The sequence below is a fragment of the Eubacterium maltosivorans genome, from assembly GCF_002441855.2.
Taxonomy (GTDB): domain Bacteria; phylum Bacillota; class Clostridia; order Eubacteriales; family Eubacteriaceae; genus Eubacterium; species Eubacterium maltosivorans.
Map to the genome: position 1 here is coordinate 4,009,823 of NZ_CP029487.1, position 18,393 is coordinate 4,028,215.

Below are 18,393 nucleotides of genomic sequence, written 5' to 3' on the forward strand. Positions count from 1 at the left end.
TACATCCTGCTTTTTTTAAAGCAGCGGCGCAAAAAGGCGCGAGATGGATTCCTTGACTTTAATGGCACGGCTGCGCTTTTCGTAAGCCATTGTGTCGTAGTAAATGGATTTTTCAATATCTCTGTAAAAGATATCGCGTAGCTTTACAGCGATTTCTGGGTCGTAGATAAAAGCATTGGTTTCAAAATTGAGGCTGAAGCTCCGGATGTCAAAATTACAGGAGCCGACAGCGGCGATCTGGTCGTCCACGACCAGCACCTTGGCGTGGAGAAAGCCATTGTCATAAATGTAAACCCTGGCCCCATATTTTATGAGTTCCCCGACATAGGAGAGGGTGGCCCAGTAAATAAAAATATGGTCGGGCTTGTTGGGAATCATGATCCGCACGTCGATACCGGACAGCAGCGCGATTTTAAGAGCCTCCATAATACTCTCGTCTGTGACAAAATAAGGGCTCTGGATTAAAATGTATTTTTCGGCATTGGTGATCATGCGGATAAAGCCCTGTTTGATAACCTGGTTGGGATCATCTGGACCGCTTGAGACGATCTGAATACCTGAGCCCTCACAGTTTTCCATATAAGGAAAATAGCGGTGAATGTTCTCGGAATTAATATTGAGCTTAGCCTTGTTGCCGCTGGTACGCCAGTCAAGAAAAAAGCGCATCTGGAGCTCGTAGGCAGCATAGCCTTCAATTTTCAGATGAGTATCCCGCCAATAGCCCATTTTTTTCTTAAGCCCCAGGTATTCGTCGCCGACGTTAAACCCGCCCACAAAACCGGTTTTACCATCGATGACGACAATTTTCCGGTGATCGCGGTAGTTCAGGCGGAGGTTGATAAAACGAAGCCGGGAGGGGAAGAAAATGCCATACTGCCCGCCGGCGGATTCCAGCTCCTTTAAAGCGCTCCTGGGAATATAGCGCCCCCCCATTTCATCGAAAAGAAGCCGCACTTCGATACCTTCGCGGGCTTTTTTAGTGAGAAGCTCCATAAATTTCTGCCCGAGGGTGTCGTATTTGATAATGTAATATTCAATATGAATGGTGGAACGGGCATTTTCAATGGCTTCAAACAGGGCGTCGAATTTTTCGTGTCCGTCGGTAAAAATATCAATACTGTTATTGTCGGTGTAGAGGGCGTGGCTGACATTGAGGTGATACTCAATATTGTAATGGTATTTTTTGGCAATGGTTTTGTTTTTGGCGATCTGCTGGCGGTCTACCAGCGCCTTTTTCTGGCGGCGAAGAAGAAGCTGATACTGCTCATTTTCGGGTGTGTTATAGCGGTAGATTTTCCGCTTAGTCAGATTTTGGGAAAAGAAGAGGTAAAAGACAAATCCCAAAACTGGAATGATCCAAAGAAACAACAGCCAGGCATAGGTGCTCTGCGGCGTTTTGCGCTCCAGAAAAATGATCGTGAAGCTGAACAGAATATTAACAATAAACACAAAAACCGAGAAAGGGCTGGCAAGGGTAAAAAAAGAAAAAGTCATATGATTCTCCCGATGGCTGTAATGATACTGAAAGTATACCATACACAGCGGTTTTTACAAGGTGTTAAAAGACGATAATAAAAGTATTTTAAATCAGGCGCTTTCATTGAGAAATGCAGGTGTTAATTTGTTCTTTTTACGGGACACCTACAGCCTTAAGCCCGGCTTTACAGGACAAAATATTACATTGTGTTATGGTTCTCAATATGTTATGATAGGCATGTTAATACCTATATATACAAGTTGAAGATTTTTTGCTTGTTAAAAAAATAACAATCCATCAGTTCACGCTTTAAAAAGCCTGTGGAACAGGCTGAGTGAAATTGAAATTTCAATAAGGAGGAGCGTATTATGGCTTTTAATATTGCAGTTGCCGGTAAGGGTGGTGTTGGAAAAACAACCTTTACGGGTATGCTGGTTTCATATCTGGTAGAACAGGGCAAGGGGCCAATTCTGGCAGTGGATGCTGATTCAAATGCAAACCTGAACGAGGTTTTGGGTGAAGAGGTTGAGCTGACCATCGGACATATCAAGGAAGAGGTCAACCATGCAGAGATGGACGGTAATCAGCTGCCGCCGGGAATGACCAAGGGTGATTTCCTGACCCTGCGTTTAAACCAGGCTGTTTCCGAAGGAAAAGGCTATGATCTTCTGGTCATGGGCCGCAGCCAGGGCGAAGGTTGCTATTGCTTTGTCAACGGCCTGTTAAAGACTCAGGTTGGCCGTTTATCTGAAAATTATAACTATGTCATCATGGATAACGAGGCAGGGATGGAGCACATTAGCCGCGGTACCATGGGAAGAATGGATATTTTACTTTTAGTCAGCGACTGCTCACGCCGTGGAATTCAGGCTGTCGCCCGAATCCGTGATCTGGCAGAGGAACTCAATTTGAGAATTCCGGTCATTAAGCTGATTGTCAACCGCGCGCCAAACGGGGAACTCAACGAGGGCACAGCGGAAGAAATTGAAAAACAGGGTCTGGACCTTCTGGGAGTTATCCCGATGGACCAGCAGGTATTCGAATATGACGCATACGGCAAGCCGCTTGTTACCCTTCCAGAGGATTCAGCAGCGCGTAAGGCTGTTCGTGAAATTATTGACAAGCTGGAAATCAAGTAGTTCTGGTTTCCTGGGTAAGTGTAAGTGCACTGGCAGAAGCCGCCAAAGAGGAGTGGCGGTTTCTGCTTTGAAAATAAAATCATGCATATGATTATTTTGCAAAGGTTAACAGAACAAGGAGGCGTGTATGCATAAAGTAGTGTTTGTCGTTAAGGGAAAACGGCAGGTAGAGTTTTTAGCGGGACAAAGAGAAAATCTCCTGGAAGCGGCGCGGAAAGCCGGAATTATGATCGACACACCGTGCAATGGTAATGGCACCTGCGGAAAATGCAAGGTTCAGATTACAAAGGGCAAGGTGGACGCCTTGTCGCTCACCCGGCTGACGGAGGAGGAAATTGCCGAAGGATGGGTGCTGGCCTGCAGCTCGGAAATCGTTGAGGATATTGAGGTGAATGTGCCTGATCTGGCCTCTGCATTCCAGAATGAAATGCAGATTACCGACCTGTCTGAAAATGAAAACAAAAATATCCGCTATGTGCGGAAAAAAATGCTGAAGATGGGAATGACAGATTCCAATCGTCTGTGCTGTGAGATCATTCAGCTGCCAGAGCCTACCAATGACGATAACCTCGCAGATGAGGATCGGTTAAAACGTTATTTCCGCCAGACACTGGGCTACTCGGACATTCAGGTAAGCCTGGATGTTCTCAGAAAATTCCCGGACGCGTTCAGGGAAAATAACTTTAAAATTAAGGTTGTCTATCTGAAGCGCGGCGACATTGCCGAAATCATGGATGTGCGTTCCTGCCTGGAATGCGCCTGTGCCCTTTATGGGGTAGCTTTGGATATTGGTACAACGTCTGTTTCTGCCTGCCTGGTGAATATGGATACCAATGAAATTGTTTCTAAGGCTTCCATGGGGAATGCTCAGGTTAAATACGGCGGCGATGTTATCAACCGTATCGTTTATACAGAAAAGCCAGGCGGTCTTAAAAAGCTGCGGGACGCGATTATAGAGGAAACCATCAATCCGCTGATCGGTCAGATGGTTCAGTCGGCAGGTATTACCACTGATGATATTTATGAAATGTGCGCGGCGGGAAATACGACCATGACCCATCTGCTGCTTGGGATCAACCCCGATCACCTGAGACGTGAGCCTTTTATACCAGGCGTCAACACGATTCCAGAAATGAAGAGCACCGAGATCGGTATCCGTATTAATCCAGAGGGCCGTGTCTATCTGGCGCCTTCGGTGGCCAGCTATGTCGGCGGCGATATCACTGCTGGCGTATTTGCTGTTCCGGTTTGGCTGCAGGAAGAGTTTACCATGCTGGTAGACCTGGGAACAAACGGCGAGATCGTTTTTGGCAACAAGGACTTTATGATGACCTGCGCCTGCTCTGCAGGACCAGCCTTTGAGGGCGGAGAAATCAGCTGCGGAACCCGAGCGGTTCCAGGCGCCATTGAAGAGGTTAAGATTGACGACGCGACGTTAAAAGCAAGCTTCTCAACCATTGGCGGAGAGATACCGGTAGGTGTCTGCGGTTCCGGAATCATTGACCTGATCTGCGAGATGAAACGGACAGGCATTATTGACGGCAAGGGCCGTATCAGCAAAGATATCGATAATCCGAGGATTGCCTTTGACGAATACGATATTGGGCGTTACTTTGTCTGTTCAAAGGAGCTGGACAGTACCGCCAAGGATATCTACATTACAGAAATCGACATCGACAGCTTCATCAAGGCAAAGGGCGCGGTGTTCTCAGCCATTCACACCCTGATGGAAAGCATGGATATGCCCATTGAAGTGCTTGAAAATGTGTATGTGGCCGGAGGAATCGGCAGCAACCTTGGCATTGAAAACGCCATTGCCCTCGGTATGCTCCCGGATATACCGGTTGATAAGTATTATTATATTGGAAACAGCTCGATGCAGGGGTGCTATCTGGCCCTTACACTGGCTGAGGGAAAAGAAAAAATCGCAGAAATCGGACAGAATATGACTTATATGGAACTTAGCGTTCATCCGTCTTATATGGATGCCTTCATATCAGCCTGCTTTATTCCGCACACGGATATGAGCCTGTTCCCGAGCCTGCAAAAATAGACAGAGGTAACCAATGCTAAATTCTGAAATAGAAGCAGCCATTGAAGAGAAGAGAAAAGACAAGCTGCCCTATGATCATTATAAAAATTTGATAAAGGATAAGGATCCTCTGGAGATGGCAGAGAAATCCACCTGTCCTTATGACTTGGAAACGCAGCTGTTCACAGTAACGCTGATGGGTGAGGAATACAAGGTAAAATACCCCGAGGGCGACGTGCTTTTAAAGGACGGAACTGCCTTTGACGATTATAAGCCCATGACCATGATCCTGCGTTATCTGCTTAACGCCCAGGGCGTGCCGCCCATGGGCACAACCATCGCATACCGGGATATCTCGGGGGGAAACCATTATTTTAAGAGCTTTGAGGGCCGCTGCCTGAAGCGCTTTGCCTTTACCTTCAACTATGATGTTGAAGGGCTGAAGCGCGCTATGGAAAAGCTGAGCGCAGAACCTAAAAAACACGGTGATCTGTCCTACCGTTTTGAGTTTATCAACAACATGTATCTGACTGTAATCCTCTGGCTGGGGGACGATGAGTTCCCGCCGGAATCACAGATTCTTTTCGACAGTAATATTACCTCAGGCTTTGATGCGGAGGATCTCGCCGTAATGGGAGATATTTTTATCCCCGCGCTGAAGCGGCTGGCAAAAGCAGACTGACACCTGTAAAATATAGTAATATTTTGCTTATTTACGGGGTCGTTTTCATGGGTTTCATGAAATCATTTAAACCTACTGAATAACTGCGAATTAAAAGCTTTAGAAAGACGGGTAAATTTTTGTTTTTGGTCGAAAAATGTTTGACAAACTTATAACAAGATAGTAGTATATGTGTATACTTATATATACAAGTCTGTGTACACCGGTTTATTTTCAATTGAAATTTTAAAGCAACCGGAATTTGTCATGTTCATAAAACGATTCCGGGCTTTGAAATATAAAAAAATACTAACAAGAACGAGTTAGGAGGTAACGAGGAAATGCCATTCAAAAAAGCAGAACAAAAGTTTAGTGGCAAGATCAATGAGTGTGTAATTGGTGTTGGAGATGCAGCAGTTACTCTCGGAGGAGAAAAAGGATTACCATTTTTAAGTGGTGAAGGAAACGCACCGGTTGTTGGTGTCGAAATTTTAGACAGTTACCCAGAAGACTGGGAAAAATGTCTGGTTGACGCTTATGGTGACGTCGTAAAGGATCCTGCAGCATGGGCAAAATATGTACAGGACAATACAGACGCACAGTTTATCGCATTAAAATTAATCAGTGCCGATCCTAACGGTGCTAACAAATCATCTGAAGAATGTGTTGAAATCGCTAAAGCTGTCGAAGCGGCAATCGATCTTCCACTGGTTGTTGCAGGCTGCAACAACGCTGAAAAAGACGGTGATTTACTGGTTAAGGTTTCTCAGGCATTGTCTGGCAAAAACGCTGTTTTATTCTCAGCTGTTGAAGATAACTACAAATCTGTCGGTGTAGCAGGTAATGCTGACGGCCACAAGGTATCTGGCCAGTCTGCTGTTGATATCAACCTTGCAAAACAGTTAAATATCCTGTTGACACAGTTAGGTGTTGACGGTGGAAACATCATCATGGATGTTGGAACCGCTGCTGTTGGCTATGGTTTCGAATATGTTGCTTCTACAATGGACCGTATCCGTTTAGCTGCTTTAGGCCAGAACGATACAGACCTTCAGATGCCAATCATGACCAATGTTGGCGACGAAGCATGGGGCGTAAAAGAAGCTGTTTTCACAGAAGAAGAAGCTCCTGAATGGGGAAATCAGGAAGAACGTGGTATCGCTATGGAAGTTTCCACTGCAGCTTCTTGCTTAATCGGCGGCTCAAACGCTGTTATTGTTAAACATCCGGAATCAGCTAAAGTGATTAAAAACTTTATCAAAGAGTTAGTAGGTTAGGAAAGGTAGGCGCAAAAAAATGGCAGTAAAAGGTTTAGATATTTTTAAACTGACTCCTAAGAAAAACTGTAAGGAATGTGGATTCCCTACATGTATGGCATTCTCAATGAAAGTAGCCGCTGGCGCTGCAGAAATTGATAAATGCCCGTATATTACAGACGAAGCTAAAGCTCAGTTATCTGAAGCTACCGCCCCTCCGATGAAAACAATCAAAATCGGAACTGGCGACACAGAATGTGCCCTGGGCGGCGAAACCGTATTATTCAGACATGAAAAAACTTATGTCAACAAAGCTTTATTCGCAGTTGAATTCTCAGACGCAGATTCTGACGATGAAATTGCTAAGAAGGTCGCTCATTTAGAAGCTGTTAAATATGACCGTATCGGCGAATTAATGTGTGTAGAAGTTGCTTCCGTACGTTATGCTGCTGACAAAGCTAAATTCTTAGACCTGATCGCTAAAGTGATCGAACTGGGCCGTGTGCCAATGGCTGTTGTTGAAGATGTTGAAGTCGCTAAGGAAGCTGCTGAAGCAATCAAAGCTGCTAAAGGTATCTTGATGGGCGCTACACCTGCAAATGCTGACGCGATGGTAGAAGTTGCCAAAGCTGCTGACGTTGTGCTGGGTGTCTCCGCTGGCTCTATCGAAGAATTACATGACACAGTTGAAAAAATCGAAGCTTCTGGTTACAAGAACCTGGTGCTGAACGTTGGCGACAGCTCTGTCAAAGAAGCTTACAATAACGCTGTAACCATCCGTACCAACACTCTGAAGGGCGATGACAGAACTTTCGGTTATCCTTCAGTTGTATTTGTTAACAAGCTTGCTTGCTGCGAACAGATGGAAGTTGCCTTAGCTTCTGCTTTTGTTCTGCGCTATGGCTCCATCATCGTAATGAGCGATATGGATTTCAAACAGGCTCTGCCATTGTTCGGTTTAAGACAAAACATCTTTACCGATCCTCAGAAGCCAATGCGTGTCGAACCGACCATCTACGAATTCAATAAAGCTGACGATAACGCACCTGTGCTGGTTACCGTTGACTTCGCTCTGTCTTACTTCGTAGTTTCCGGCGAAATCGAACGTTCTAAAGTTCCTGCTTACCTGGCTATTCCAGATGCTGGCGGTTACTCCGTTCTTACAGCATGGGCTGCCGGTAAATTCGGTGCTTCCGTTATCTCTGATTTCATCAAGGAAAGCGGCATTGCTGACAAAACTAAATGCAGAAAGCTTATCTTACCAGGTAAAGTTGCTGTATTACAAGGTGATGTTGCTGAAGCGCTTCCAGATTGGGAAGTTATTGTCGGACCGACAGAAGCTATGCAGATCCCGAAATTCTTACGTGATTTAATGGGTATTGCCTAAGCTCTGCGCTTTGCGGCGAACATCTGTAATTCATACGAATTAAAACTTTTCCGCAGCAGGAGGCGGGGGCTTCCGGCTGCGGTTTATCCAAAAATATTTTATAATCCGAAAGGGGAAACATTATGGCAAAATTTATGGTTATCGGTGAAAGAATTCACTGTATTTCTCCAGCAATGCGTGAAGCATTTGAAACTCGTAATCCTGAACCAATCCTGCAGAGAGCAAAAGAACAGTTAGATGCTGGTGCAGATTATTTGGATTTGAATATCGGACCTGCTGAAAAAGACGGTGAAGAATTAATGCAATGGGGCGTTAAATTGTTACAGGAAAACTTTGACAATGTTCCACTGGCACTTGACACCGCTAACATGAAGGCGATTGAAGCTGGTATTCAGGTTTATAACCGTGAAAAAGGCAAACCACTCGTTAACTCCGCTGACGCCGGCGACCGTATCGGTTACCTGGATTTAGCTGCTGCCAACGATGCTGCCTGCATCTGCTTATGTTCTAAAGAAGGTGTACCTTCTGACAATGACGAACGTATCGCTTACTGTTCTGAACTCCTTGAAAGAGGGATGGAACATGGCATGGAACCAACCGATATGCTGTTTGACCCATTAGCGCTTGTTATCAAGGGTATGCAGGACAAACAGGAAGAAATGCTTGAAGCCGTTAAGATGATCACAGACATGGGCCTGCTGACTACTTGTGGTTTAAGTAATGTTTCCAACGGTGCTCCAAAACACATCAGACCATTACTTGACAGCGCGATGATGGCAATGGCAATGTGCTGTGGCTTATCCAGCGCAATCATTAACCCTTGCGACAAACGCTTGATGGAAACTGTAGTGGCCTGCGATATTATCAAAAATAATATCTTATACGCAGACTCCGTTCTGGAATTCTAAGAGAAGTTAATAAAAAATAAGCCCCTAAAGTAACGCTCATTTCGAGACCCGGAAGGGAACGTTGCTTTAGGAGCCCATATTGAATAAATGACTGATTTGCGTTGCCGCTTTTATTATTCTACAATAATAAAGTGTTTTTGTAAAGTGGAAATTTTTACAAAGTTGCTGCAATGTGAGTAAATTATTAGGAGAGGTAAATTAAATTATGAGCAATGAATTGTTAGAATTTGATGTTATAGCTGAAGCTTTAATCGAAAAAGCTCAAAAAGATGGCGCTGAAACCATGTGGGACAGAAAAGCTGCCTTAAAAACCCAGTGTGGTTTTGGTGAAGGCGGTATCTGCTGCCGTATCTGTGTTATGGGACCTTGCCGTGTAAGCCCATCACCGGATAAAGGCGCTCAGAGAGGTATCTGTGGTGCTGACAGAGACACCATCGTCGCCAGAAACTTTGCGAGAATGTGCTGTGGCGGTACATCCGCCCACTCTGACCATGCGCGTGATATCGTACATGCAATGTATCATTCTTCTGAAGATGGTCCTTTCAAAATCAGAGAAGAAGGCAAGCTGAGAAGAATCGCTGCTGAATGGGGTCTGGAAGATACTGATACCAAAGAAACCTACGCTCTGGCTCACGAACTGGCCGAAAAAGCATTGATGGAATTTGGTAAACCTTTCGGAACACAGAATTTCTTAAAGAGAGCTCCTAAAACCCGTCAGGAAATCTGGGAAAGAGAAAACATTGCGCCTAGAGCCATTGACCAGGAAGTTGTTACCTTAATGCACTCCACACATATGGGCTGTGCAAGTGATCCTGAATCTATCTTAAGACGTTCTTTAAGAACAAGTATGTCTGACGGCTGGGGCGGCTCCATGATCGGTACCGAATTCTCCGACATCATGTACGGTATTCCAAAGGAAAGAGCTTCTGAATCAAACTTAGGTGTTATCGATCCTGAACAGGTAAACATCATGCTCCACGGACATGATCCGAACTTAGCTGAAATGATCGCAGTCGCATCCAAAAATCCTGAATTGATCGAACTGGCAAAAGAACAGGGCGCTAAGGGGATTAACGTTGTCGGTATGTGCTGTACCGGTAATGAAATGACCATGCGTCACGGTATCAAGATCGCCGGTAACTTCTACCAGCAGGAAATGGCCATTATCACTGGTGCTGTTGAAGTTGCTGTTGTAGACGTTCAGTGTATCTTCCCTGCACTGCCCAAATTAGCTAAGAGCTACCATACACGTTTTATCAGTACATCTCCAAAAGCTAAAATTGCCGGCGACATGTACATTGAATTTAATGAAGAAGATCCATTAAGCTGTGCTGAAGAAGTAATCAAAACAGCTGTTATGAACTTCAAAAACAGAGACGCTTCCAAGGTTGATGTACCAGAACTGAAAGCTGAAACCATTGTTGGTTACTCTGTAGAAACAACCATCGGCGCTTTAGACCGTGTTGTTAACTCTCAGACCGACGTAACAGGCACAGTTAAACCTTTAGGCGACTTAGTCTGGGCTGGCGTTTTAAGAGGCGCTGCCGGTATTGTTGGTTGTAACAATCCAAAAGTCGAACATGACTATGCCCACATCACATTAATGAAAGAATTAATTAAAAACGACGTTATCTGCGTTGTTACTGGTTGTGCAGCTCAGGCTGCTGCTAAAGCTGGTCTTTTAAAACTGGAAGCAAAAGAACTTTGCGGACGTGGTTTGAAAGAAGCCTGCGAAAGAGCGAATATTCCTCCAGTATTACATATGGGTTCCTGTGTTGATATCAGCCGTATTCTCCACCTGGTTACTTTAGTAGCTAACGAAAGAGGCGTTGATATTGCAGAACTTCCAGTTGTAGGTGCCGCACCTGAATACATGTCTGAAAAGGCTGTTGCCATCGCGTCTTACGTAGTATCAAGTGGTTTAAATACTTATCTTGGCGTTATGCCTTATGTTTCCGGAAGTGAAAACTTCATGAAACTGATGACCGAAGGTGTTAAAGAATGGACTGGGGCTGCCTATGTCTTTGAATCAGATCCAATCAAGGCTGCTGAATTAATCATGGCAGATATTGAAGACAAGAGAACAAAACTGGGAATTTAATTATACTGAATAATTATTTAAGAATGGACAGGTGATAAAATGAAAATAGCATTAACTGGAAAAGGTGGCGTTGGGAAAACGACAATTACAGCCTGCCTCAGCCGTTACTACGCCGATAAAGGTTTTAATGTATTGGCCGTTGATGCTGACCCCGATGCAAATTTAGGTCTGGCACTGGGTATGAGCGAAGAAATGATTGACAGCATCACACCTATTTCTGAAATGAAAGACTTGGCCGAAGAGAGAACAAACGCAAAAAAAGGAACCTACGGCGCCTTTTTCACAATGAATCCGGAAGTTGCGGATATTCCTGAAAAATTTTGCCGCGAGTTTAACGGTGTTAAGCTCTTAACAATGGGAACAGTCGATACTGGCGGAGGCGGATGCGTTTGCCCGGAACACGTACTGTTAAAAATGCTGACGACACATTTGGTTTTATACCAAAAGGATATTGTCATCATGGATATGGAAGCAGGGATTGAACATCTTGGTCGCGGAACTGCATCGGCGGTCGACGCGTTTATCGTTGTTGTGGAACCGGGTATCCGAAGCATCCAGACCTTTAAACGAATCAGCAAGCTGGCTGGCGACATCGGTGTCAAACACGTTTATGCCATTGGTAATAAAATCCGCAAACCGGAAGACATCGACTTCTTAAATGAACGGATCGGAGCAGAAAATATTTTTGGTTTCTTAGATTACAGCGATCAGATTTCCGGTTCAGACAGAAATAACAAGTCACCGTACGATGTTCCTGAAACCAGAGAAAAAATTGCAGCTCTCGGGGAAAAAATTGAAGCGACTGTAAAAAGTAATAAATAGTCCAATTCACCTAAAACATTCATAACTTTATATTGAAATATAAATACGGAGGAAGAAAATCACATGGAACGTAAGACTTATAATCTTTTTGATATAATTTACAGTGGTACTGCTAAATATCTTGAACGTGCTGAAAAAGATGTTGCAAAGGCCATTGAAGAAAAAGGCAGAGATGCAGAAGCTAAACTGCCGGATACCGCTTATGGTTTAGCTACAATTTACGCAATCACAGGCGAAAAATTATTAACAGTGGGCGATCTGGAACGCGGTATTGAAATGGCAAAAGAACACATCAACCGCACAAACATGCTGGCTGACGCTTTAGAAGCCGGTGTAGCCGCTGCAATGTTATGTGAAATCATCCAGGCCTGCAAATACTTAGACGGCAACCCACATCCGGAATGGGTAGACGGCGCATTGACCGATGCGGTTGTCCGTTCCTTTGGTGTTGCTCTGGTTACCCAGGATATCCCTGGTGTTGCTGTTATTATCGGTGAACACAAGGATCCTGAACAGTTAGCAAAAACAATCAAATCTTATCAGAATAAAGGTCTTCAAACTTATCTGGTTGGTAAATGTATCGATCAGGCAAGAGACCAGAAAATCAAAATGGGCGTTGATCTTCGCGTTATCCCATGCGGTTACGAAATCGAAGATGTTATCAACGTTGTATCTGTTGCTGTTCGTGCTTCTATCATGTTCGGTAACACACCAGCCGGCGAATGGGAAAAACACAGAATTTACACAAGAGACCGTGTATTCGCATTTGTTAATGTATTTGGCGACTGGGATGACAAGATCATCGCTGCTGGCGCCTGCGCAATCGACATGGGCTTCCCGGCAATCACAGAAACGTACATCAACGAAGTTCCTACCCTGTTATTAAACCAGCCAGACCTGTCAAAAACAGACGCTACCTCTCTTGAAGCCCGTGGCATCAAGATCAAGGTTACTGAAATTGACTGTCCTGTATCCGTATCCTCCGCTTTCGAAGGCGAACGTGTCCGTAAAGACAACATGAAAGCTGAATTTGGCGGAAACAGAACAAAAGCCTGGGAATTGGTTCACACAGTAGAATTGGGCGATATCGAAGATCACAAGATCACTGTTGTCGGCCCGGATATCGACGATCCGCAGTTTGACGGTGTTGACGTTGTCCGTATTCCATTTGGCCTGGAAATCAAGGTTGCTGGTAAAGCAATGCAGTCCGACTTTGAATCTGTACTTGAAAGAAGATTACACTACTTCTTAAACTACATTGAAGGTTCAATGCACGTTGGACAGAGAAATATCTGCTGGGTTCGTTTAACCAAAGAAGCATTTGACGCTGGCTTCAGACTGCGCCACTTCGGCGAAGTAGTTTACGCTAAGATGTTAGACGAATTTGGTAAGGTAGTTGATAAAGTTGAAGTTACCATCTACACCAAAGAAGAAGATGTTGTACGTCTTGAAGAAGAACTGGTTAAACCAATCTACAACGTACGTGACGACAGACTGAACTCACTGACAGATGAAAGTGTCGATGTATTCTACACCTGTACACTGTGCCAGTCCTTCGCGCCTTCTCACGTTTGTGTTGTAACACCTGAACGTTTAGGTCTTTGCGGTGCTGTTTCCTGGTTAGACTCCAAAGCAACCAAAGAACTTGACCCGACAGGTCCTGCACAGCCAATCGAAAAGAACGGTGTTATCGACGAACGCTTAGGCGCATGGGAAGAAGTCAATGACGTTGTTGCTAAGTGCTCTCAGGGCGCAGTTGAAAAAGTTACGCTATACTCTATCCTCGAAGATCCAATGACCTCCTGCGGCTGCTTCGAATGTATCTGTGGTATTATGCCGGAAGCCAATGGTGTTGTTATTGTTAACCGTGAATTCGGCGGCATGACACCTACTGGTATGACTTTTGGTGAATTAGCTTCCATGACAGGTGGCGGGGTTCAGACTCCTGGCTTCATGGGCCACGGACGTCACTTTATCAGCTCCAAGAAATTCATGGCTGCTGAAGGTGGTATCGAAAGAATCGTATGGATGCCTAAGGAACTGAAAGACGACGTTGCTGAAAGATTAAACAAATCTGTACAGGAATTATACGGAATTGAAAACTTCACAGACATGGTCTGTGATGAAACAATCGCTGTTGACTCCGAAGCAGTATTAGAATTTTTAACAGAAAAAGGCCATCCAGCACTGGAAATGGATCCAATTATGTAATAAATACTTGCTTGAAAGCAGGACGTTGCCGTCCTGCTTTCTTTTTCTAAATAAGAATATTTCTAAAAGAGCAAGACAAATTTAAGGAAAAAGGTTATAATTATATTATAAAAGCATGGAGGGATTATAATGAGCGAACACAGCCACGAACACATACATACACACAGCCATCCGCACGACGGAAGCCACGATCATGAACATGGACACAGCCATGACGGAGTGCATGACCACGAGCATACACACACACATACACATCCTCATGACCACGAGCATGGACATGACCACGACCATGCCCATTCCCACGGGGGAGAAGGCAAGGATATCGAAATTTTAGGCCTCCTGCTGGACCATTGGGCAGACCATAACCAGGAGCACGCTAAAGAATATAAAAACTGGGTGGACAAAATGAACGCAGTGGGCAAGACCGAAGTGTCAAAGGCCATTGAAGAAGCCATCGCCCTGATCGGCCAGGCCGACGAACATTTAATGGAAGCTAAAAAGGCTTTAGTTAAATCGTAAAGTTTATGCCCCCTATTGCCATAAAATGGGTTGATAAATCGGGCTGAACATTATATACTAAGATTGTAAAAGATGATTAACTCCGGTATCCGGGGCTCTTGTTATCCATCCGGATACCAGAACGAAAATCTAATTTTCAAATTGAAAGGAGATGTTTGTTATGTGCGAATCTTCAGCATATTTAGTGAATAAAAAAGGCGAAGAAGAAAAAATTATGGACTATGTCATCGACATTGTGCCTAACAATGACGGAAGCCTGACACTTTCAGACCTTTTAGGAGGCACTAAAATTGTCAACGGACGTTTAAAAGAAGTAAAATTATTAAACCACAAGATTCTGATTGAGGACGCAGCGGTATAAGATGAATATTGTTGTGTTGGACGGAATGGGCGGCGGCATCGGGTCCCGGATTGTTGGCATCCTGAAAGAAGAGATCCCACCTTATATTGAAGTGTACGGTTTGGGAACAAATGCCCTGGCAACAGCGGCGATGCTCAAAAAAGGTGCCAACAAAGGGGCGACCGGTGAAAATGCTATTGTGGTAAATGCGGGAAAAGCAGATGTGATTATCGGCTCGATTGCCATGACAATGCCCAATGAGATGATGGGCGAGGTGACAATGCGGATGGTGGAGGCAATAAACGCCAGCGAAGCCATTAAAATTTATATTCCGATTTTACCGGAAAATAACTATATTGTTTCCCTTGAGGAAAAACCACTGTTATTGCAGATCCGTGAAGCCGTTGCATTGATTAAAAAAGAGCTGAATCTTTAATACAGATACTTAGAAGGTGACTGAAATGGAAAAATTATCCGAAAAGGACGCTGAAGTTTTTCAGGTATTACTGGTACATTGGATTAATCACAACGGTGAGCATGTGGAGGGCTATCGCGAATGGTCCGAAAAAATGGCGGGCGTCAGACCCGAGGTGGCTGGTGAGATAGACAAGGCGATTGACTATATGCAGAAAGCTGCCAGAAAGCTGATGGAAGCCAAAATTAAATTTCAGGAAAGCTGAGAGCAGACAATAAAATAAATTGAAAAATATTTGCTTGAAGGCAAGGTTTATTAACCATGTCTTTTTTTATTTGTTTGCCGGATAAGACCGCCTTATTTTAAGCGGTCTTATTTTTTTCTTTTGATAATTAAAGAGTAATCGGTTATAATAGAGATATCTTGAAACAGGAGGCTGAAGGAATGTCGCTAAAAATTAAAAATCCAAAAAGATTTTTAATCTCATTGATCGTTACCCTGCTTTTATTGCTTTTTGTCATCGTCGGCTTTTTTACAGTGATGGGAAAAATCATTGGTTTGTTTACCAAAAAAGATGAACCGCAGGCTACGCCTGAGCCGACAGCAACCGCTCAGGCGGCAACGCCGGCCCCTTCAGCGCCACCGACGCCCGCGGCGCCGACTGTTGACCCTTCCAATCTGGGCGATATTCAGGTTCTGGTCAATAAAACCCATGAGCTGCCCTCAGATTACGAGCCTTCAGATTTAGTGACAGTCCCCCTGAGGGGAAGCCGGGAGACACAGCTCCGCCAGCAGGCCTCAGATGCGCTGGTCAAGCTTTTTGAGGCCGCGGACAGCGACGGTGTGACCCTTTACTGCGCCTCTGGGTACCGCTCCTACAGCATGCAGGAGGATCTGTTTGCAGAGAACGTCGCTGCTTACGGCGAAGAACAGGCTAACCTTGTAAGTGCAAAGCCAGGCCAGAGTGAGCATCAGACCGGTCTCTGCATGGATCTGACCTGCGAGGCGATGGGGATGGACCTTCAGGAAAGCTTTGCCGATACAGCCGAAGGCCAGTGGATTGCCAATAATGCCCAGAATTATGGCTTTATTATCCGTTTTCCGGAGGGGAAGACTGATATCACCGGTTATTCCTATGAGCCATGGCATATCCGCTATGTGGGTGTGGACGCGGCAAAAGAGATACACAGCAAAAATGAAACCTTTGAGGAATATTTAGGACAGACAAACTGAGGATGTGCCGAAACGCACATCCTCGTTTCGATTTCGGGAGGAAAGAATGCGCGTAGAAAAAATCAGAGACTGTACCCTGATTTACAGAGACACAGAGGAAGCCATTGTCATCACCTGTGATTCCATTGGCGCTATTGGTGATAAGGAGATGGATGTGGTCAGGGTAACACCCGAGCTGACAGCCTATGAAACGGTCAAGGTGGCCCTGGGCGAGCTGCTGGCCCTCGGGGCGGCGCCCATTGCGATTTCGGACGGACTGGCTGTGGAGACCGAACCCACAGGAAAACGGATGATCAGCGGTATTAAGAAAGCCATTGCAGAATTGCCGGATTATGAAATTGCCCTGACTGGAAGCTGTGAGGACAATATGCCCACAGTCCAGACTGGAGCGGGCATTACCGTGATCGGCCTTATACAGGCAAAGCAGATAAAATACCAGATTACAAGGCCGGGCGACAGGGCTGTTCTTTTCGGAAGGCCGCTGTACGGAGAAAATTTTTCAAAGCAGCTGCACTTGGCGCTGCAGCTGCCGGATTTTACAGCGATCCGAAAAATTTCTGGGCTTTTGGAGATGGTGCCCGTGGGCTCAAAGGGGATTGCCTACGAGGTTTTAAAAATCGCGGAGGACAATGGGCTGGGATTTGAATGGGAGAACCAGCTGCCCTTTGACGTGAAACAGTCTGGCGGCCCTGCTTCCTGCTGCGTGGGAACCATCCCAGAAGCGGAGATCGCTCAGCTCGAAAAATATACAGGAAAGCAGATTACAGAGCTGGGAAGATTTATAAAAAACAATCTTCGTTAAATTAAATCTTGCTTTTTTCATAGAAGATTATTATAATAGTATAGAAAAATGCGTCCCTATAGCTCAGTAGGATAGAGCAGCGGTTTCCTAAACCGCGTGCCGGAGGTTCGAATCCTCTTAGGGACGCCAGTTCATTTTGTTGAAACAGCCCCGAAAGCAGAGCTTGTCGGGGTTTTTATATCGGCAATTGCTTTAATAAGGAGAGATAAAAATGAAGATCGGATTTATCGGAATCGGCGTAATGGGGCAGTCCATGGTCAGAAACCTGATGAAAAAGGGCTATGACGTTTCGGTTTATAACCGCACAAAGGCAAAGGCGGACGCCGTGGTGCAGGAAGGGGCCCATTGGTGCGGCAGCGCAGCGGACTGCGCGGCAGATAAGGATGTGGTCATAACCATTGTGGGCTATCCAAAGGATGTGGAGGAAGTTTATTTCGGCAGTACAGGTGTTATTGAGAACGCCAGAGAGGGCGCAGTGCTGATCGATATGACCACAACCAGCCCCAAGCTTTCCAAGCGCATCTATGAAGCGGCCGCCAAGCGCGGCATCGCAGCGCTGGACGCCCCGGTATCCGGCGGAGATGTGGGTGCAGAAAAGGGAACCCTGTCCATTATGGTCGGTGGCGACGAAGACGTGTTTAAAACCTGTCTGCCAGTTTTTGAGGCCATGGGGACCAATATTATCTATGAAGGCGGCCCGGGAGCAGGCCAGCACACCAAAATGGCCAACCAGATCGCCATTGCAGGTGCTGTATCCGGTGTTTGTGAGGCTTTAGCCTATGCGAAGGCCGTTGGGCTGGATGAACAGACCATGCTTGACAGTATCAGCGCAGGAGCGGCCGGGAGCTTCCAGATGAGTAATACTGCGCCGAGAATCCTGAAAGACGATTTTGCGCCCGGCTTTTTTGTGAAGCATTATATCAAGGATATGAAAATTGCCAGAGAGGAAGCCGAGGAGGCCTCTGCGCATTTAGAGGTGCTGGGCAAGGTGCTGGAAATGTACGAAAGCCTTGAAAAAGAGGGCTATGGCGATCTGGGGACTCAGGCACTGATTAAATATTACGAGCAGTAAAGCCATAGAATTTGAGGT

Annotated in this window: 17 protein-coding genes and 1 tRNA gene; 17 read left to right on the forward strand and 1 reads right to left on the reverse strand. The window is 45.3% G+C overall.

The features are described from left to right. Nucleotides 1–15: 15 nt before the first annotated feature. Nucleotides 16–1,494: a cardiolipin synthase gene (gene cls / locus CPZ25_RS18525; RefSeq protein WP_096918946.1), complete on the reverse strand. Its 1,479-nt coding sequence runs from the start codon at nt 1,492–1,494 to the stop codon at nt 16–18. Between the two features lie 351 nt (nt 1,495–1,845). On the opposite strand from cls, the gene CPZ25_RS18530 reads away from it, so the two are divergent. The 17 genes from CPZ25_RS18530 (at nt 1,846) to CPZ25_RS18610 (ending at nt 18,375) form a co-directional block, all read left to right on the forward strand. After that, entirely contained in the window at nt 1,846–2,616 is a 771-nt protein-coding gene (locus CPZ25_RS18530; protein ID WP_058695447.1) for an ATP-binding protein, read from the forward strand. Nucleotides 2,617–2,743: 127 nt separating this feature from the next. Then, complete coding sequence (acsV, locus tag CPZ25_RS18535; RefSeq protein ID WP_058695446.1) at nt 2,744–4,669, forward strand: corrinoid activation/regeneration protein AcsV; 1,926 nt, start codon at nt 2,744–2,746, stop codon at nt 4,667–4,669. Between the two features lie 13 nt (nt 4,670–4,682). Continuing rightward, a complete protein-coding gene (locus CPZ25_RS18540) occupies nt 4,683–5,330 on the forward strand; it encodes a DUF3786 domain-containing protein (protein WP_058695445.1) in 648 nt (215 codons plus the stop codon). 320 nt (nt 5,331–5,650) lie between these two features. Continuing rightward, nucleotides 5,651–6,586 (forward strand): acetyl-CoA decarbonylase/synthase complex subunit delta, encoded by a 936-nt coding sequence (gene acsD / locus CPZ25_RS18545; protein ID WP_013381871.1) that lies wholly within the window; start codon nt 5,651–5,653, stop codon nt 6,584–6,586. 19 nt (nt 6,587–6,605) lie between these two features. Continuing rightward, a complete protein-coding gene (gene acsC, locus CPZ25_RS18550) occupies nt 6,606–7,952 on the forward strand; it encodes an acetyl-CoA decarbonylase/synthase complex subunit gamma (protein WP_096918945.1) in 1,347 nt (448 codons plus the stop codon). Nucleotides 7,953–8,074: 122 nt separating this feature from the next. Continuing rightward, nucleotides 8,075–8,860: a carbon monoxide dehydrogenase/acetyl-CoA synthase methytransferase subunit gene (acsE, locus tag CPZ25_RS18555; RefSeq protein WP_013381869.1), complete on the forward strand. Its 786-nt coding sequence runs from the start codon at nt 8,075–8,077 to the stop codon at nt 8,858–8,860. Nucleotides 8,861–9,065: 205 nt separating this feature from the next. Then, nucleotides 9,066–10,961 carry an anaerobic carbon-monoxide dehydrogenase catalytic subunit gene (cooS, locus tag CPZ25_RS18560; RefSeq protein WP_058695443.1) on the forward strand — a complete coding sequence of 632 codons (1,896 nt, stop codon included), beginning with the start codon at nt 9,066–9,068 and terminating at the stop codon, nt 10,959–10,961. A gap of 39 nt (nt 10,962–11,000) precedes the next feature. Next, nucleotides 11,001–11,783 (forward strand): ATP-binding protein, encoded by a 783-nt coding sequence (locus CPZ25_RS18565; protein WP_013381867.1) that lies wholly within the window; start codon nt 11,001–11,003, stop codon nt 11,781–11,783. A 63-nt stretch (nt 11,784–11,846) separates the two neighbouring features. Further along, the gene (gene acsB / locus CPZ25_RS18570) at nt 11,847–13,994 is read left to right on the forward strand and encodes an acetyl-CoA decarbonylase/synthase complex subunit alpha/beta (RefSeq protein WP_058695441.1); all 2,148 of its coding nucleotides are present in this window, start codon (nt 11,847–11,849) and stop codon (nt 13,992–13,994) included. A 129-nt stretch (nt 13,995–14,123) separates the two neighbouring features. Continuing rightward, nucleotides 14,124–14,513, forward strand: a complete 390-nt coding sequence (locus CPZ25_RS21060) for a DUF8180 domain-containing protein (protein ID WP_263422102.1) — start codon at nt 14,124–14,126, stop codon at nt 14,511–14,513. Nucleotides 14,514–14,673: 160 nt separating this feature from the next. Continuing rightward, a complete protein-coding gene (locus CPZ25_RS18580) occupies nt 14,674–14,874 on the forward strand; it encodes a CooT family nickel-binding protein (RefSeq protein ID WP_013381863.1) in 201 nt (66 codons plus the stop codon). 1 nt (nt 14,875) lies between these two features. Then, nucleotides 14,876–15,289: a DUF3842 family protein gene (locus CPZ25_RS18585; protein ID WP_013381862.1), complete on the forward strand. Its 414-nt coding sequence runs from the start codon at nt 14,876–14,878 to the stop codon at nt 15,287–15,289. A gap of 25 nt (nt 15,290–15,314) precedes the next feature. Continuing rightward, nucleotides 15,315–15,533: a DUF8180 domain-containing protein gene (locus tag CPZ25_RS18590; RefSeq protein ID WP_058695440.1), complete on the forward strand. Its 219-nt coding sequence runs from the start codon at nt 15,315–15,317 to the stop codon at nt 15,531–15,533. Nucleotides 15,534–15,712: 179 nt separating this feature from the next. Continuing rightward, nucleotides 15,713–16,501 (forward strand): M15 family metallopeptidase, encoded by a 789-nt coding sequence (locus CPZ25_RS18595; protein WP_096918944.1) that lies wholly within the window; start codon nt 15,713–15,715, stop codon nt 16,499–16,501. 46 nt (nt 16,502–16,547) lie between these two features. Next, entirely contained in the window at nt 16,548–17,303 is a 756-nt protein-coding gene (locus CPZ25_RS18600; RefSeq protein ID WP_096918943.1) for an AIR synthase related protein, read from the forward strand. A gap of 52 nt (nt 17,304–17,355) precedes the next feature. After that, nucleotides 17,356–17,432: transfer RNA gene (locus CPZ25_RS18605), tRNA-Arg, on the forward strand. A gap of 82 nt (nt 17,433–17,514) precedes the next feature. Further along, the gene (locus CPZ25_RS18610; RefSeq protein ID WP_058695437.1) at nt 17,515–18,375 is read left to right on the forward strand and encodes an NAD(P)-dependent oxidoreductase; all 861 of its coding nucleotides are present in this window, start codon (nt 17,515–17,517) and stop codon (nt 18,373–18,375) included. Nucleotides 18,376–18,393: the final 18 nt, after the last annotated feature.

Coding starts and splice junctions, on each gene's coding strand:
- cls (WP_096918946.1), bottom strand. CDS start 1,494: ATGACTTTTTCTTTTTTTACCCTTGCCAGCCCTTTCTCGGTTTTTGTG.
- CPZ25_RS18530 (WP_058695447.1), top strand. CDS start 1,846: ATGGCTTTTAATATTGCAGTTGCCGGTAAGGGTGGTGTTGGAAAAACA.
- acsV (WP_058695446.1), top strand. CDS start 2,744: ATGCATAAAGTAGTGTTTGTCGTTAAGGGAAAACGGCAGGTAGAGTTT.
- CPZ25_RS18540 (WP_058695445.1), top strand. CDS start 4,683: ATGCTAAATTCTGAAATAGAAGCAGCCATTGAAGAGAAGAGAAAAGAC.
- acsD (WP_013381871.1), top strand. CDS start 5,651: ATGCCATTCAAAAAAGCAGAACAAAAGTTTAGTGGCAAGATCAATGAG.
- acsC (WP_096918945.1), top strand. CDS start 6,606: ATGGCAGTAAAAGGTTTAGATATTTTTAAACTGACTCCTAAGAAAAAC.
- acsE (WP_013381869.1), top strand. CDS start 8,075: ATGGCAAAATTTATGGTTATCGGTGAAAGAATTCACTGTATTTCTCCA.
- cooS (WP_058695443.1), top strand. CDS start 9,066: ATGAGCAATGAATTGTTAGAATTTGATGTTATAGCTGAAGCTTTAATC.
- CPZ25_RS18565 (WP_013381867.1), top strand. CDS start 11,001: ATGAAAATAGCATTAACTGGAAAAGGTGGCGTTGGGAAAACGACAATT.
- acsB (WP_058695441.1), top strand. CDS start 11,847: ATGGAACGTAAGACTTATAATCTTTTTGATATAATTTACAGTGGTACT.
- CPZ25_RS21060 (WP_263422102.1), top strand. CDS start 14,124: ATGAGCGAACACAGCCACGAACACATACATACACACAGCCATCCGCAC.
- CPZ25_RS18580 (WP_013381863.1), top strand. CDS start 14,674: ATGTGCGAATCTTCAGCATATTTAGTGAATAAAAAAGGCGAAGAAGAA.
- CPZ25_RS18585 (WP_013381862.1), top strand. CDS start 14,876: ATGAATATTGTTGTGTTGGACGGAATGGGCGGCGGCATCGGGTCCCGG.
- CPZ25_RS18590 (WP_058695440.1), top strand. CDS start 15,315: ATGGAAAAATTATCCGAAAAGGACGCTGAAGTTTTTCAGGTATTACTG.
- CPZ25_RS18595 (WP_096918944.1), top strand. CDS start 15,713: ATGTCGCTAAAAATTAAAAATCCAAAAAGATTTTTAATCTCATTGATC.
- CPZ25_RS18600 (WP_096918943.1), top strand. CDS start 16,548: ATGCGCGTAGAAAAAATCAGAGACTGTACCCTGATTTACAGAGACACA.
- CPZ25_RS18610 (WP_058695437.1), top strand. CDS start 17,515: ATGAAGATCGGATTTATCGGAATCGGCGTAATGGGGCAGTCCATGGTC.